At 60.5% G+C, this 15,704-nt stretch carries 10 protein-coding genes and 2 rRNA genes; all 12 read right to left on the reverse strand.

The window, feature by feature from the left end; all coding sequences use genetic code 11:
• Window positions 1-89: 89 nt before the first annotated feature.
• Window positions 90-3,203 (reverse strand): 23S ribosomal RNA (locus LQ788_RS12565).
• A gap of 414 nt (window positions 3,204-3,617) precedes the next feature.
• Window positions 3,618-5,152: ribosomal RNA gene (locus LQ788_RS12570) — 16S ribosomal RNA — on the reverse strand.
• Together the 16S and 23S rRNA genes form the textbook arrangement of a ribosomal RNA operon.
• 538 nt (window positions 5,153-5,690) lie before the next feature.
• The gene (locus tag LQ788_RS12575; RefSeq protein ID WP_231441465.1) at window positions 5,691-6,092 is read right to left on the reverse strand and encodes a YccF domain-containing protein; all 402 of its coding nucleotides are present in this window, start codon (window positions 6,090-6,092) and stop codon (window positions 5,691-5,693) included.
• A 258-nt stretch (window positions 6,093-6,350) separates the two neighbouring features.
• On the reverse strand, window positions 6,351-7,637 hold the full coding sequence (tyrS, locus tag LQ788_RS12580) for a tyrosine--tRNA ligase (protein ID WP_231441468.1): 1,287 nt from the start codon (window positions 7,635-7,637) through the stop codon (window positions 6,351-6,353).
• A gap of 113 nt (window positions 7,638-7,750) precedes the next feature.
• Window positions 7,751-8,011 (reverse strand): type II toxin-antitoxin system prevent-host-death family antitoxin, encoded by a 261-nt coding sequence (locus LQ788_RS12585; RefSeq protein ID WP_317207042.1) that lies wholly within the window; start codon window positions 8,009-8,011, stop codon window positions 7,751-7,753.
• A gap of 79 nt (window positions 8,012-8,090) precedes the next feature.
• Window positions 8,091-9,512, reverse strand: a complete 1,422-nt coding sequence (gene argH, locus LQ788_RS12590; RefSeq protein ID WP_231441472.1) for an argininosuccinate lyase — start codon at window positions 9,510-9,512, stop codon at window positions 8,091-8,093.
• A 102-nt stretch (window positions 9,513-9,614) separates the two neighbouring features.
• Window positions 9,615-10,148, reverse strand: a complete 534-nt coding sequence (locus LQ788_RS12595; protein WP_231441474.1) for an arginine repressor — start codon at window positions 10,146-10,148, stop codon at window positions 9,615-9,617.
• A complete protein-coding gene (gene argF / locus LQ788_RS12600; protein WP_231441476.1) occupies window positions 10,145-11,068 on the reverse strand; it encodes an ornithine carbamoyltransferase in 924 nt (307 codons plus the stop codon). Before argF ends, LQ788_RS12595 begins: the two co-directional genes overlap by 4 nt.
• A gap of 92 nt (window positions 11,069-11,160) precedes the next feature.
• Window positions 11,161-12,387: an acetylornithine transaminase gene (locus LQ788_RS12605; protein WP_231441478.1), complete on the reverse strand. Its 1,227-nt coding sequence runs from the start codon at window positions 12,385-12,387 to the stop codon at window positions 11,161-11,163.
• A complete protein-coding gene (gene argB, locus LQ788_RS12610) occupies window positions 12,380-13,408 on the reverse strand; it encodes an acetylglutamate kinase (RefSeq protein ID WP_231441479.1) in 1,029 nt (342 codons plus the stop codon). The genes LQ788_RS12605 and argB overlap by 8 nt, the downstream gene beginning before the upstream one ends.
• A complete protein-coding gene (gene argJ, locus LQ788_RS12615; RefSeq protein ID WP_231441481.1) occupies window positions 13,405-14,583 on the reverse strand; it encodes a bifunctional glutamate N-acetyltransferase/amino-acid acetyltransferase ArgJ in 1,179 nt (392 codons plus the stop codon). Before argJ ends, argB begins: the two co-directional genes overlap by 4 nt.
• Entirely contained in the window at window positions 14,580-15,689 is a 1,110-nt protein-coding gene (gene argC, locus LQ788_RS12620; RefSeq protein WP_231441483.1) for an N-acetyl-gamma-glutamyl-phosphate reductase, read from the reverse strand. Before argC ends, argJ begins: the two co-directional genes overlap by 4 nt.
• Window positions 15,690-15,704 lie beyond the last annotated feature (15 nt).

Here is a 15,704-nt window from a genome sequence, read left to right on the forward strand (position 1 = left end):
AGCGAACGCGAACACCACACATAATGTGACTCATAAAGTATCTCGTAAAACCCATAGCGTAAACACGCACACACCAACCAAAATGAAAGGTTGATGAGTGATCGGCGTATTAGTACCAGTCAACTCCACACCTCACAGTGCTTCCATACCCGGCCTATCAAACCCATAATCTATAGGACACCTCACCCCAACTTAATGGATTGGAAATCTCATCTCGAAGCAGGCTTCCCGCTTAGATGCTTTCAGCGGTTATCCTTCCCGAACGTAGCCAACCAGCCATGCACCTGGCGGTACAACTGGCACACCAGAGGTTCGTCCGTCCCGGTCCTCTCGTACTAAGGACAGGCCTCCACAAATTTCCTACGCACGCAGCGGATAGGGACCGAACTGTCTCACGACGTTCTAAACCCAGCTCGCGTACCGCTTTAATGGGCGAACAGCCCAACCCTTGGGACCGACTACAGCCCCAGGATGCGACGAGCCGACATCGAGGTGCCAAACCATGCCGTCGATATGGACTCTTGGGCAAGATCAGCCTGTTATCCCCGAGGTACCTTTTATCCGTTGAGCGACCACGCTTCCACAAGCCATGGCCGGGTCACTAGTCCCAGCTTTCGCTCCTGCTCGACACGTCCGTCTCACAGTCAAGCTCCCTTGTGCACTTACACTCGACACCTGATTGCCAACCAGGCTGAGGGAACCTTTGGGCGCCTCCGTTACTCTTTAGGAGGCAACCGCCCCAGTTAAACTACCCATCAGGCACTGTCCCTGAACCCGATCAGGGTCCGAAGTTAAGAAATCCAGTATAATCAGAGTGGTATTTCACTTGACGACTCCACCACCACTAGCGTGATAGCCTCACAGTCTCCCACCTATCCTACACAAACCACACCGAATCCCAATACCAAACTATAGTGAAGGTCTCGGGGTCTTTCCGTCCTGCTGCGCGTAACGAGCATCTTTACTCGTAATGCAATTTCGCCGAGTTCGTGGTTGAGACAGCAGAGAAGTCGTTACGCCATTCGTGCAGGTCGGAACTTACCCGACAAGGAATTTCGCTACCTTAGGATGGTTATAGTTACCACCGCCGTTTACTGGGGCTTAAATTCTCCGCTTCACCCTTACGGGTTAACGAGTCCTCTTAACCTTCCAGCACCGGGCAGGCGTCAGTCCGTATACATCGACTTACATCTTCGCACGGACCTGTGTTTTTAATAAACAGTCGCTTCTCTCTGGCCTCTGCGACCACCACCAGCACATCACCAAGCACGTTGGCTTCACCGGGATGGTCCCCCTTCTCCCGAAGTTACGGGGGCATTTTGCCGAGTTCCTTAACCACGATTCTCTCGATCACCTTAGTATTCTCTACCTGACCACCTGTGTCGGTTATAGGGTACGGGCAACACACAACCTCACGCCGATGCTTTTCTCGGCAGCATAGGATCACCAGATCACCCCACCACAAGTGGGGCGCCCATCAGCTCTCACACTCAAAGTGGGGACGGATTTACCTACCCCCACGTGCTACGACCTTAGACCACGACTACCATCGCGTGGCCTGGCTACCTTCCTGCGTCACACCTCGCGCTTACCGACTCCACACTCAGGTCCCAGCCGCACATCCACAACAGGTCCGAAGACCCGAAAGGACGATTGGATGGTTAGTATCGTGTGTTTTGGTATTGACGGTTGAGCGTCGGTACCAGAATATCAACTGGTTGTCCATCGACTACGCCTGTCGGCCTCGCCTTAGGTCCCGACTTACCCAGGGCGGATTAGCCTAGCCCTGGAACCCTTGGTCATCCGGTGGACGGGTTTCTCACCCGTCTTTCGCTACTCATGCCTGCATTCTCACTCGTACCGGCTCCACCACTCGTTCACACGGCGACTTCACTGCCAGCACGACGCTCCCCTACCCAACACCCCACCATTACGGCTACTTGGGGTGCTGCCACAACTTCGGCGGTGTACTTAGCCCCGCTACATTATCGGCGCTCAATCACTTGACCAGTGAGCTATTACGCACTCTTTCAAGGATGGCTGCTTCTAAGCCAACCTCCTGGTTGTCTTCGCAACTGAACATCCTTTCCCACTTAGCACACGCTTAGGGGCCTTAGTTGATGGTCTGGGCTGTTTCCCTCTCGACAATGAAGCTTATCCCCCACTGTCTCACTGCCACGCTGAACCTTACCGGCATTCGGAGTTTAGTTGACGTCAGTAACCCGGTGGGGCCCATCAGCCATCCAGTAGCTCTACCTCCGGCAAGAACCACGCAACGCTGCACCTAAATGCATTTCGGGGAGAACCAGCTATCACAGAGTTTGATTGGCCTTTCACCCCTAACCACAGGTCATCCCCTCCATTTTCAACTGAAGTGGGTGCGGGCCTCCACGCGCTCTTACACACGCTTCACCCTGCCCATGGCTAGATCACTCCGCTTCGGGTCTAGGACACGCGACTCATTCGCCCTATTCGGACTCGCTTTCGCTACGACTACCCCTCTCGGGTTAACCTCGCCACGCACCGCTAACTCGCAGGCTCATTCTTCAAAAGGCACGCCATCACCCCAACAAAGGAGGCTCTGACGGATTGTAAGCACATGGTTTCAGGTACTATTTCACTCCCCTCCCGGGGTACTTTTCACCATTCCCTCACGGTACTATCCGCTATCGGTCATCAGGAAGTATTTAGCCTTACCAGGTGGTCCTGGCAGATTCACACGACATTCCACGAGTATCGTGCTACTCGGGCAAACACATATCGTCGGGGCCACATGTTTCGTCTACGGGACTCTCACCCACTCCGGTACTGTTTCCCACCAGCTTCGACTACACAAGGCACACATCAACGACTCGGTCATGCTGGACCGAACACGCATTCCCCACAACACCGCATACGCAACACCAGCACGTTTGACACGCACACGGTTTAGGCTGATCCAGTTTCGCTCGCCACTACTCCCGGAATCATGTTTTATTTTCTCTTCCTACGGGTACTGAGATGTTTCACTTCCCCGCGTTCCCTCCACGCATCCTATATATTCAGATGCGGGTCACCACACTCTCATGTGGCGGGGTTTCCCCATTCGGACACCCTCGGATCACAGCCCGTTTATCGGCTCCCCGAGGCTTATCGCAGATTTCCACGTCCTTCATCGGCTCCTGATGCCAAGGCATCCACCATGCGCTCTTACACACTCATCACACCCAAACAAATTGGTTGCAATCGTGTGTGCGAAATTTTTCACACTAAGATTTCACAAGAAAAATCACATTACATAACAACCCAAACAAATGTTCGGGCTGTTGATGCTCGCGTCCACTATACGATTCTCAAACCACTACCAAACACCACCCACACCACGAACAGCTTTTTCGACTGCGAGTGTGGACGGGTTGGTCCTGTTGGTTGAAACCACAGACAACCATTGCTGGTTGGTTTGTGATCCCAGGACCCAATAACGTGTTCGTTCTAGCCCACCATCATCACACCGTCGACAAGGCATGAACCTTAACGACGCTGTGCGGGTTGAGCGAAAATAATGATGTTCCACCCTTGAGCTCCCAACCGGCACCACGTTCGGGTGACACGTTGGGGTTCTTATGTGTGCTCCTTAGAAAGGAGGTGATCCAGCCGCACCTTCCGGTACGGCTACCTTGTTACGACTTAGTCCCAATCACCAGTCCCACCTTAGACGGCCCCCTCCCACGAGGGGTTGGGCCACCGGCTTCGGGTGTTACCGACTTTCGTGACTTGACGGGCGGTGTGTACAAGGCCCGGGAACGTATTCACCGCAGCGTTGCTGATCTGCGATTACTAGCGACTCCGACTTCACGTAGTCGAATTGCAGACTACGATCCGAACTGAGACTGGCTTTAAGGGATTCGCTAAAACCTCGCGGTCTCGCATCTCTCTGTACCAGCCATTGTAGCATGCGTGAAGCCCAAGACATAAAGGGCATGATGATTTGACGTCATCCCCACCTTCCTCCGAGTTGACCCCGGCAGTCTCCTATGAGTTCCCACCATCACGTGCTGGCAACATAGAACGAGGGTTGCGCTCGTTGCGGGACTTAACCCAACATCTCACGACACGAGCTGACGACAACCATGCACCACCTGTACACCAACCCCAAAGGGGAGGAACTGTTTCCAGAACGGTCTGGTGTATGTCAAGCCTTGGTAAGGTTCTTCGCGTTGCATCGAATTAATCCGCATGCTCCGCCGCTTGTGCGGGCCCCCGTCAATTCCTTTGAGTTTTAGCCTTGCGACCGTACTCCCCAGGCGGGGCACTTAATGCGTTAGCTACGGCGCGGAGAACGTGGAATGTCCCCCACACCTAGTGCCCAACGTTTACGGCATGGACTACCAGGGTATCTAATCCTGTTCGCTCCCCATGCTTTCGCTCCTCAGTGTCAGTTACAGCCCAGAGTCCCGCCTTCGCCACCGGTGTTCCTCCTGATATCTGCGCATTTCACCGCTACACCAGGAATTCCAGACTCCCCTACTGCACTCTAGTCAGCCCGTACCCACTGCACGCGCAACGTTAAGCGTTGCGTTTCCACAGCAGACGTGACCAACCACCTACGAGCTCTTTACGCCCAATAATTCCGGACAACGCTTGTACCCTACGTATTACCGCGGCTGCTGGCACGTAGTTAGCCGGTACTTCTTCTGCAGGTACCGTCACCCGTAAGGGGCTTCTTCCCTGCTGAAAGCGGTTTACAACCCGAAGGCCGTCATCCCGCACGCTGCGTCGCTGCATCAGGGTTTCCCCCATTGTGCAATATTCCCCACTGCTGCCTCCCGTAGGAGTCTGGGCCGTGTCTCAGTCCCAGTGTGGCCGGTCGCCCTCTCAGGCCGGCTACCCGTCGTCGTCTTGGTGAGCCATTACCTCACCAACAAACTGATAGGCCGCGAGCCCATCCCCAACCGAAAAAACTTTCCACAACCAAAGATGCCTTCGGTTGTCATATCCGGTATTAGACCCAGTTTCCCGGGCTTATCCCGAAGTCGGGGGCAGGTTACTCACGTGTTACTCACCCGTTCGCCACTCATCCACCCACAGCAAGCTGCGGGTTTCAGCGTTCGACTTGCATGTGTTAAGCACGCAGCCAGCGTTCGTCCTGAGCCAGGATCAAACTCTCCATAAAAAAATTATGTTACGAATGAATCCCAGCAAGACAGCCAACCAAACGATCACGGGGTGACCGCAGTCGGCTCAATGTTCATGTCCACACATGCTGGCGTGACCGCCCGGCGAAGGGCAGTCACAAATGTGTGACCATGTGATTGTCTTACCAGAAAAATAATGTTTCTGGCATCACTATTTGTTCAAACAAACACGCTATTGGATTCTCAAACCACAAACACTCACCCATCACCACAACCCACAAAAAGGGGCGTGTTCACTGGGGGTGTCAGTTTCAATTTATGTGGCTGCCAACCACGTTTCCGTGTGAACCAACTAAACTGTGTTTGTGCTGGTCACACCCGGTGAAAACTGTTCTCGAAGAGTTCGTTTTCTGCGGGGCAACGAGATACAACTCTAGACCAGGCCAGCCTCCCCGTGCAACTCGAAACCGAACCTTTGGCTGTGACACCCGTCACCGAAGCCTCATCGGGCCTCGCGTTCCCCGAGTTCTAGGGGTTCAGTCCCTACATGCGGGTCCTTGTTGCGTGGCACCCGGCTCAGGCTCCGCGGTAGCCGGGCATGAGGGAATCGCTGTCGACGATCTCTTTGCCCAGGGGCATCAGTGAGACGGGAATGAGTTTGATGTTTGCCCATCCCAGTGGGATGCCGATGATGGAGACGAACAGTGGGATCGAGGTGACCACGTGTCCGACGGCCAGCCAGATGCCGGCGACGATGACCCAGATGATGTTGCCGAGAGTCGTCGCAATGCCAGCAGGCCTGGTCTCAATGACTTCGCGGCCGAAGGGCCAGAGGGCGTAGTTGCCGATCCGGAAGGAGGCAATGCCCCAGGGGATGGTGACGATGAGAATGCAGCAGATGATGCCGGCAAGGTAATAGCCCAATGCCAGCCACAGTCCGCTGAAGATGAACCAGATGATGTTGAGCAGTGTTCTCATATTCTCCTCGTTTCGACGTAGTACTGATACCAGTCTCGGTCACAGCGCCGGTCAGTGCCATGAGGTTGTCCAGAGATCTGACAATGGCGAGCACCACATACAAGCGACTTCCTTGTCTTCGTTCATAACAAGGCTTTCGCTTGTCCAATGCTTTTCATGCTCGACACCAAGGCATCAAGTCGTGCCCATGTGCCCGGATACGACGACACCGTGCCCTCGAGTTAATCAAAGGCACGGTGTCGTCGGCATTCGTGGAGCTCAGCTGATGATGTCAACTGCTCCCAGGGTCTTCTTTCCCCGACGCAGGAGGATCACTCCTCCGCCTTCGGTGGGGAGCACCTCGGCGGGGGTCAGGGTTTGGTCGTCACCGGTGACCTTGACGTTGTTGACGTAGGCGCCGCCGTCCTTGATGGCTCGACGTGCGTCGCCCTTGGACTTCACGATGCCGGCAGTCACGAAGGCGTCCGCTACGGGCACGCCCTCAGCCAGCTGCGCCGAGCTGACATCGCCGCGAGGAAGTTCGGAGGTCGCAGCGCCCAGGGTGGCGGCATCGAGACTGGCCAGCTCTCCCCCACCGAACAGCGCAGAAGCCGCCGCGGTCGCCTGCTCGTACTTCTCCTTGCCGTGGACCAGAGTCGTCACGTCCTCGGCCAGCACCTTCTGTGCCAGACGGGTGTGTGGTGCTGCGGTGAATTCGGCCTCGATCTGCTCGATCTCCTCGAGCGATCGGAACGAGAACACCTTGAGGTACTTCACGACGTCGCGGTCATCCGCGTTGAGCCAGAACTGGCTGAACGCGTACGGGCTGGTCAGGCTCTCGTCCAACCACACGGTGCCGGACTCGGTCTTGCCGAACTTGGTGCCGTCGGCCTTGGTGATCAGCGGTGTGGCCAGGGCATGGACACTGTGCTGTTCGACGCGACGGATGAGATCGACGCCCGAGGTCAGGTTGCCCCACTGATCGGAGCCACCGGTCTGCAGGGAGCAGCCGTAGCGGCGGTGGAGTTCGAGGTAGTCGTTGCCCTGTAGCACCTGGTAGGAGAACTCCGTGAAGGAGATTCCTGCTTCGCTGTTGAGACGAGCCGAGACCGATTCCTTGGCCAGCATTCGGTTCATCGGGAAGTGCTTGCCGATGTCGCGGAGGAAGTCGATGGCAGACATCTCGGACGTCCACTCGTAGTTGTTCACGACCTGCGCGGCGTTGGGACCGCTGAAGTCGAGGAACTTCTCGACCTGTGCCCGGATCTTCTCCAACCATTCCTCGACGACCTCGCGCGGGTTGAGCGTGCGCTCTCCCGACATGCGGGGGTCACCGATGAGCCCGGTTGCTCCGCCGACGAGCGCCAAAGGATTGTGTCCTGCTTTCTGCAGGCGCGCGGCGGTGATGAGCTGGACCAGATTGCCCATGTGCAGGCTGGGTGCGGTGGGATCGAAACCGACATAATAGGTCAGCGATTCCTCATTGAGAGCCTTCTGCAGGGCGGCTTCGTCGGTCGAAACCGAGACGAGGCCACGGGCCTTGAGTTCACTGAAGATGTCGGTCACTTCGGTCCTTTCAGATGTGTATGAAGTGTCGGCGAGAAGCCGACGGGGACAATTCTACGGGGTGTGCCGAGGTGTTTCTTCACGCCCGAGGCGCGGATTCTCTTCCAAGCGGCTTATCCCGTTTGGCAGCCAATCTCTCGGACGAGGTCCTCGTGAGTGACTCGTTCGGATTCATCACGCGTCGCGGCGACAGATCGGATATCAGCTTGATCTTCCAGCGCCTGCAGGGCACGGTCATAGAACTCCGGAGACACAACGACAGCACGACGGCCCGCCCCGCGCGACGTGATCTCGACGGGCTCTCGCTGCGCAGCGGCAATGTAGTCACTCTGCTGATTGCGGAATTGCGACAGTGTCACTGAAACCATGGCCATTATCGTACAACTTGTACAAGTCGCACGCTAGGTTCACGGTTTCAGAGATGCCAACGCTGCACTGTACCCGGCCGGTGTTTCACACGCTCCGTGCCGAATCAGCGAACTCGCGCAGCTTCGCAACTTCGGCCTTCGCATTGGCCAGCTGCTGATCCACGGCGCTGCGGGCGGTGCCGCCCTTGGAACTGCGGGAGTCGATCGACCCGAGAGTGGTGAGCACTTCACGCACATCGGGGGTCAGGTGCTCGGAGATGCCGGCGAACTCTTCGTCCGTGAGATCCCACAGTTCGGCGTCCTTCGACTCGGCAAGTTGCACGCATTCTCCGGAGAGTTCGTGGGCGATGCGGAAGGGCACGCCCTTGCGCACGAGCCATTCGGCGATGTCCGTGGCCAGGGCGAATCCGCGGGGTGCCAGGTAGGCCATGCGTTCGGTGTTGAACTTCAGCGTGGCGACCATCCCGGTGAACGCCGGGAGCAGGAGCTCAAGGGTGTCGGTGGCGTCGAAGACCGGTTCCTTGTCTTCCTGCAGGTCACGGTTGTAGGCCAGGGGCAGCGCCTTGAGCGTTGAGAGCAGCCCGGTGAGGTCACCGATGAGGCGACCGGACTTGCCGCGGGTCAGCTCGGCGACGTCGGGGTTCTTCTTCTGCGGCATGATCGAGGACCCGGTCGAGTACGCATCGTGGAGGGTGACGAAGGAGAATTCCTTGGTCGCCCAGGCGATAACTTCCTCGCTGAGACGGGAGAGGTTGATGCCGATCATCGTGGTGATGAACAGGTATTCGGCGAAGACGTCGCGGCCGGCTGTGCCGTCGATCGAGTTCTCTGCCGAGTCGTTGAAGCCCAGATCGGCGGCCACGGCCTGCGGGTCCAGGCCCAGCGATGATCCGGCCAGGGCACCCGAACCGTAGGCGGAGATGCCGGCGCGCGCATCGAAGTCGACGAATCGTCCGACGTCGCGCAGCAGCGGCCAGGCGTGGGCCAGCAGGTGGTGGGCCAGGAGCACGGGCTGTGCGTGCTGGAGGTGGGTGCGTCCGGGCATCGGTGCTTCGGGGTGTTCTTCGGCCTGGGCGATGAGGACATCGACGGTGTCGAGGACCAGGCTGGCCAGGTCACGGGCGTGATCGCGCAGGTACATGCGTCCCAGGGTCGCGATCTGGTCGTTGCGGGATCGGCCGGCGCGCAGTTTGCCGCCCAGGTCGGGTCCGGCGATCTCGATGAGTCCGCGTTCGAGTGAGGAGTGGACGTCCTCGTCCGATTCGGCGGCGACGTATTCGCCGGTCTCGACGCGGCGGCCGAGTTCGTCGAGCGCCTCTGTCATGCCCTTGAGTTCGTCGTCGCTGAGCAGACCCGAGCGGTGCAGGACCTTTGCGTGGGCCTTCGAACCGGCGATGTCGTAGTGGGCTAGGCGCCAGTCGAAGTCCGTTGACTTGCTCAGCGCGGCCAGTGCATCGGCCGGGCCGTCCGAGAATCGTCCGCCCCATAGGCTCAGTCGTTCGCTCACAAAAGGTCCTTCCCCACCGTCGGCGCCTTCACGCTGCCGGTTTGAATCCATCGGTTCGGTGTTCCAGTTCCCGGTCGGCCGGGTCTGCGTGTATCGGGTGTGTCAGTTCTCGGCGGCGTTTCCGGCCGCATATTCGAGGAATGTCTCGGCCAGTGCCTGTCCCCCGACGGAGGACATGGCGATGACGAGAACAGTATCGTCTCCTGCGATTGTGCCAAAGATTCCGACCATCGAGGAGCGGTCGATCGCCGAGGCCAGGTACTGCGCGGCTCCAGGAGGCGTGCGCAGGACGACGGTATTGTCCTGTGCCGCTGCGGAGACGAGGAGCTCTTCGAGCAGCCTCGGCAGTTTCGCGTCGAGGCTGTCGCCGGTGGACTGCTGCAGGCTCCGGTCCCCGCCCTCACCGGGGACGGCGTAGACGGATCCGGCGGTGGATCGGATCTTCACGGCCCCCACCTCGGCGAGGTCGCGTGAGAGTGTCGCCTGGGTGACGGTGATGCCCATCGTTGCCAGGTTCTCGGCCAGATCGATCTGCGAATGCACGGATGTGCGGGTGATGAGATCGATGATCTTCTGCTGCCGCGCGGTCTTCGTCAGCGGCGCCGAATTCGTCGCTGATGTGGCGTTCTCGCTCATCGCTGCTCCAGGAGGAATGTCAGCAGCGCCTTCTGCGCGTGCAGTCTGTTCTCAGCTTCATCGAAGACCGCCGAGGCGGGGCCGTCGATGACCTCGGCGCTGACCTCTTTGCCCCGATAGGCCGGCAGGCAGTGGAGGAAGATCGGGTCGTTGCCCAGTTCCATGAGTTCCTGTGTGACCTGGTACTTCACGAACGGAGAGGTCTCGTCGTCGCGTCCTGCCGAGTCCTGTCCCATGGACACCCAGGTGTCGGTGACGAGGACATCGGCACCCTGGGCCGCGGCTTTCGCGTCGTCGGTGACCGTGACAGATCCGCCGGTGGTCTGGGCAAGTTCGTTGGCCTCGGCGATGATCTCGGCTGCCGGCTGGTAGTCGGCCGGGGCAGCGATGCGCACATGCATGCCGGCGTTGACTCCGCCGAGGACGTAGGAGTTGGCCATGTTGTTCGCGCCGTCACCGTAGTAGGTCATGGTCTGCCCGGCCACGGCTCCGCGGTGTTCGCGGATCGTGAGCAGGTCGGCCAGGATCTGACAGGGGTGGAAGTCATCGGAGAGAGAGTTGACGACGGGCACCGAGGAGTACTGGGCCATCTCTTCGAGCCCGGCTTGGGCGTAGGTGCGCCAGATGATCGCCGAGACCATGCGCGACATGACCTGTGCGGTGTCGGCGATGGACTCCTTATGCCCCAGCTGTGCCTCACCGGGGTTGATGATCAGCGGCTGGCCACCCAACGCAGCGATTCCGGCGGCGAAGGACACGCGGGTCCTCGTGGAGGTCTTGTCGAAGATCACGGCCGCGGTCTGCGGTCCGGCCAGCGGGGTGCGCGAGTACGGGGCTGCCTTGAGTTCGACCGCGAGGTCGAGGACCTGGGTGAGTTCGGCCGGGGTGAGGTCCGTGTCCTTGAGGAAATGCCGTGTCATGGTGTGTCCTTTGTCAGTCTGTGTGGGGCGGCCGGGTCGGTCGCTGGATGCTCCGGTCGCCGAGGTGGCCGCTGAGTGGGCGGCGAACGTGATCAGCCGCGCAGCAGTCCGGGCAGCGCTTCCAGAAATGGTCCGAGATCGTCCTTCGTGATGATCAGCGGTGGGGCCAGGCGCAGGCGGCCGGGGGCGACGGGGTTGATGATGAACCCGGCCTCAAGTGCGCGAGCGGCGATCGCCTTTTCATTGAGTCCCTCGGCCAGTTCGAGGCCCAGCAGCAGTCCGGTGCCGGTGACCTTCTCGATGCCGTCGATGTCCAGCAGCTGCTCGGTCAGCCATGCCCCGGTGTCCCGGGTGTGGCCGAGCAGGTTCTCGTTCTCGATGGTCTCGAGGACGGCGAGTCCGGCGGCACACGCGATCGGATTGCCGCCGAAGGTCGTCCCGTGCTGTCCGGCTTCGAGGAGTTTGGTATTGGCATCGCCGACGGTGATGGTGGCTCCGATCGGCATGCCTCCGCCCAGGCCCTTCGCCGAAGTGATGATGTCGGGGACGACTCCTTCGCCGATCTCCGGGTCCTGGTAGGCGAACCAGGATCCGGTCCTGGCCACACCCGACTGAACTTCGTCGAGGACGAGGAGGGCACCGGCTTCGCGGGTGAGTTCACGGACCTTGGTGAGGTAGCCGGCCGGGTGCTGTCGGACTCCGACCTCACCCTGGATGGGTTCGATGAAGACGGCGGCAGTGGTGTCGTTGATGGCGGCGGAGAGCGCCTCGACGTCGCCATAGGGAATATGGACGACGCCGGGGACGCCGGGTGCGAAGGGTTCGCGATAGGCGGCCTTGGCCGTCAAGGCGAGCGCGCCCATCGTCCTGCCGTGGAAGGCACCTTCGATGGCGATGATAATCGGGCGTGAGCCTCCCCCAGCGCGTCTGGCCATCTTGAAGGCCGCCTCGTTGGCCTCGGTGCCGGAGTTTGAGAAGAACACTGCGGAACCGCTGGGCAGGTCGAGGATCTTGTGGAGCTTCTCGGCCAATGCGATCTGCGGTGGCGAGGTGAAGAAGTTCGAGATGTGGCCCAGGGTTTCGGCCTGCTCGGTGATGGCCTTGACCCAGGCGGGGTGGCAGTGGCCGAGTGCGTTGACGGCGATACCGGCAAGCAGATCGAGGTATTCCTTACCCGAGGCATCCCAGACCTTCGTTCCCTCGCCGCGAACGATATCGAGCTGAGGGGATCCGAAGACCGGTGAGAGGACGCGGGAGAAGTCGTCGCGCCAGGTCTGGGCGTCTGAAGTCTGGGAGTCTGCGGTCTGCGTGTCACTCATTGTTGTCCTCCACTGTTCCTGTGTTTCCGTCGCCCTCGTGTCCGTCGCCTGTGTGCCCTTCACCCTTGTGCCCGTCACCCAGGGGTGCGGGTTCGACGACGGTGTCTTCGACCATCGTGCCGATGCCCTCTGAGGTGAAGACCTCGAGCAGCAGGGAGTGCGCCATGCGGCCGTCGATGATGTGGGCCTGCTTGACCCCGTTCTCGATCGCCTCGAGTGCTGCTGTCATCTTCGGGATCATTCCCGCATCCAGGCTCGGCAGCAGTTCCTTGAGCTTCTTCGGCCCGATGCGCGAGATCAGCGAAGAGGTGTCCGGCCAGTTCGCGTAGAGACCTGGCACATCGGTGAGCATGATGAGCTTGTGCGCCTTGAGCGCCTTGGCCACCGCGGAAGCGGCGAGGTCGGCGTTGATGTTGAGCGGTTTGCCCGCTTCCCCGTCGATCTCCGAGGCGATCGAGCAGATGACGGGTACCCGACCGGCGTCGAGGAGTTCGTTGATGACGGTGGTGTTGACCTGGTCGATCTCGCCCACCCGGCCGAGATCGATCTTCTGTCCGTCCACCTCGGCGTGGGTTTTGTGCGCCAGCAGCAGGTCCGCGTCCTCACCGGAGAGGCCGATGGCGGCATTGCCGTTGCGGTTGATGCGGCTCACGATGTCGCGGTTGACCTGACCGGAGAGAACCATGCGGATCACCTCGGCGGCTTCAGGGGTTGTGACCCTCTGCCCGGCCTTGAACTCGCTTTCAATACCCAAGCGAGACAGCATGGCCGAGATCTGCGGGCCTCCCCCGTGGACGACGACGGGACGGATCCCGGCGAAGCGCAGGAAGGCGATGTCATCGGCGAAGGACTGCTGCAGCTCCGGGGAGATCATCGCGTTGCCGCCATACTTGATGACGATCGTGGCACCAGAGAACTTTTTGATCCACGGCAGTGCCTCGGTCAGGGCCTCGGCCTTAACCTGAGCGGCGGCGAGCCGGGCGGCCGTGGATTTCGTGGACATGTCGTGCGGGTTGCTCATGTGGAGTAGGCGCTGTTCTCTTCGACGTAATCGTGGGTGAGGTCCGAGGTCCAGACCGTTGCGGACTGGTCGCCGGCGTGGAGGTCGATGACGACGTCGACCTCGCGGGAGAATTCGACCTTGTCCGGGTCTTCGTAGGGACCGGATGCGCGGCAGACTTCGACGCCGTTGATGCTCACGTCGATCTGCGTGGGATCGAATGCCGCCGAGGTGGTCCCGACCTGAGCGACGACGCGACCCCAGTTCGGGTCCTGACCGAAGATCGCGGCCTTGAACAGGGCCGATCGTGACACCGAGCGGGAAACCATGACAGCGTCGTCCTCGCTCGCGGCCCCTTGGGTGGTGATGGCGATGTCGTGGTGGGCGCCCTCGGCGTCGACGTGGAGTTGGCGCATGAGGTCGAGGCAGAGATCGGCGACGAGGCTGGAGAACTCTGCCTCATCGACTGCCCCCTCGTGGGCGCCGGAGCTCATGAGGATGACGGTGTCATTCGTCGACATGCAGCCGTCGGTGTCGAGGCGGTCGAAGCTGCGGCTGGTTGCTCCACGCAGTGCGGAGTCGAGCACGGTCTGGTCGACCTTGGCGTCGGTGGTGATGACGACGAGCATGGTGGCCAGTCCGGGGGCGAGCATGCCCGCACCCTTGGCCATGCCGCCGATCGTGTACCCGGAGCCGCCTTCGCGTGTCGCGACCTTGGCGACGGTGTCGGTGGTCATGATCGCCTCTGCTGCGTCGGCGCCGCCTTCGACTGAGTCCTCGGCAGCTGCCACCAGTGGTGGGAGGTGGTCGATGATGGTGTCGCGGAAGTCCTGTCCCCCGACGCCGATGAGTCCGGTCGAGCAGACGAGGACGTCATCGGCTGTGGTGGCGTTGCCTGCTTCGCTGAGGAGTTTGGCTGTGTACTGTGCCGTGAGCTTCGTCGTCTCGTAGCCGAAGTCGCCGGTGTAGCAGTTGGCTCCCCCGGAGTTGAGCACGACGGCGCTGGCTTGGCCGTTGGCCGAGACCTTCTGTGACCACAGGACCGGGTTCGCCTTGCATCGGTTGGAGGTGTAGACGGCGGCGACGGCGTTGTCGGGGCCGGTGTTGATGACGAGCGAGAGGTCCTTCTTCCCGCTGGGTTTGAGTCCGGCGATGAGGCCGGAGGCGGTGAAGCCAAGAGGTGCGGTCACACTCACGGTGCGACTCCTTCCATGGGCAGTGCGGTGGTCTCGTCGAGGCCGAGGGCAAGGTGGATGGACTGCAGTGCCTGGCCGGCGGTGCCGCGGACCAGGTTGTCCAGTGCCACGACGACCAGAACCTTCTCGGCTCGTTCGTCGATGGTGAACTGGATGTGGGCCATGTTCGACCCCGTCGTCGACGAGGTGCGCGGCCATTGGCCTTCGGGAGGAAGGTGGACGAAGGGTTCGTCGTCATAGGCCTGACCAAAGGCCTCGCCGAGGTGGCTCTGCAGTGCCGCGACATCGATCGCGCCGTCCGCGGTTCGTGGTGCGCTCTCCCCCAGGTCGGCGGTGATGGTCGCGAGAATCCCGCGGGCCATGGGCACGAGTGTCGGGGTGAAGGAGATCCGGATGGGGCCCTCGGCTGCGTCGGCGCCGAGACTGCCGTTGAGGTTCTGTTCGATCTCGGGCACGTGCCGGTGGGTTCCACCGGTGCCATAGGGGCTCGCATCGCCGAGGACTTCAGCGGCGGTCAGGTGAGGTTTGAGTGCCTTGCCTGCCCCGGAGACTCCATTGGCGAGTACCGCATTGAGGCCGGTGGGTGCAGCGAGTCCGGCCTGGATGAGTGGTGCGAGACCCAGGGTCACCGCGGTGACGTTGCAGCCGGGGACGGCAATGCGCTTCGTGTCCTTAAGAGCCTCACGCTGCTTGGTTCCACCTGCGGTGAGGAGTTCGGGCAGACCGTAGGTCCATGTGCCCTGATGGGTCGAGCCGTAGAACTTCTCCCAGGCGGCGGCGCTGATGAGGCGGTGGTCGGCGGCGAGGTCGACGATGAGCGTCTCGGGACTCGACTGTTCGAGCTCGGCGGCGATCTGCCCGGATTGACCGTGGGGCAGGGCCAGGACGACGACATCGTGACCGGCGAGCACCTCGGCGGTGGACTCTTTGACCACAAACTCGGCAAATCGTGGAAGATGGGGTTGGTGACGCCCGAGTTTCTCGCCCACCGAGGAATGCCCGCACACGGTGCGGACGTTGAAGTTGGGGTGAGCGCTCAGCAGCCGGAGGATCTCCCCTCCGGCGTAACCGGTGGCACCGGAGACGGCAACACTGAAATCGTTCATATGTATAACTATACC

It is taken from the genome of Brevibacterium zhoupengii, from assembly GCF_021117425.1.
GTDB classification, from domain to species: domain Bacteria; phylum Actinomycetota; class Actinomycetes; order Actinomycetales; family Brevibacteriaceae; genus Brevibacterium; species Brevibacterium zhoupengii.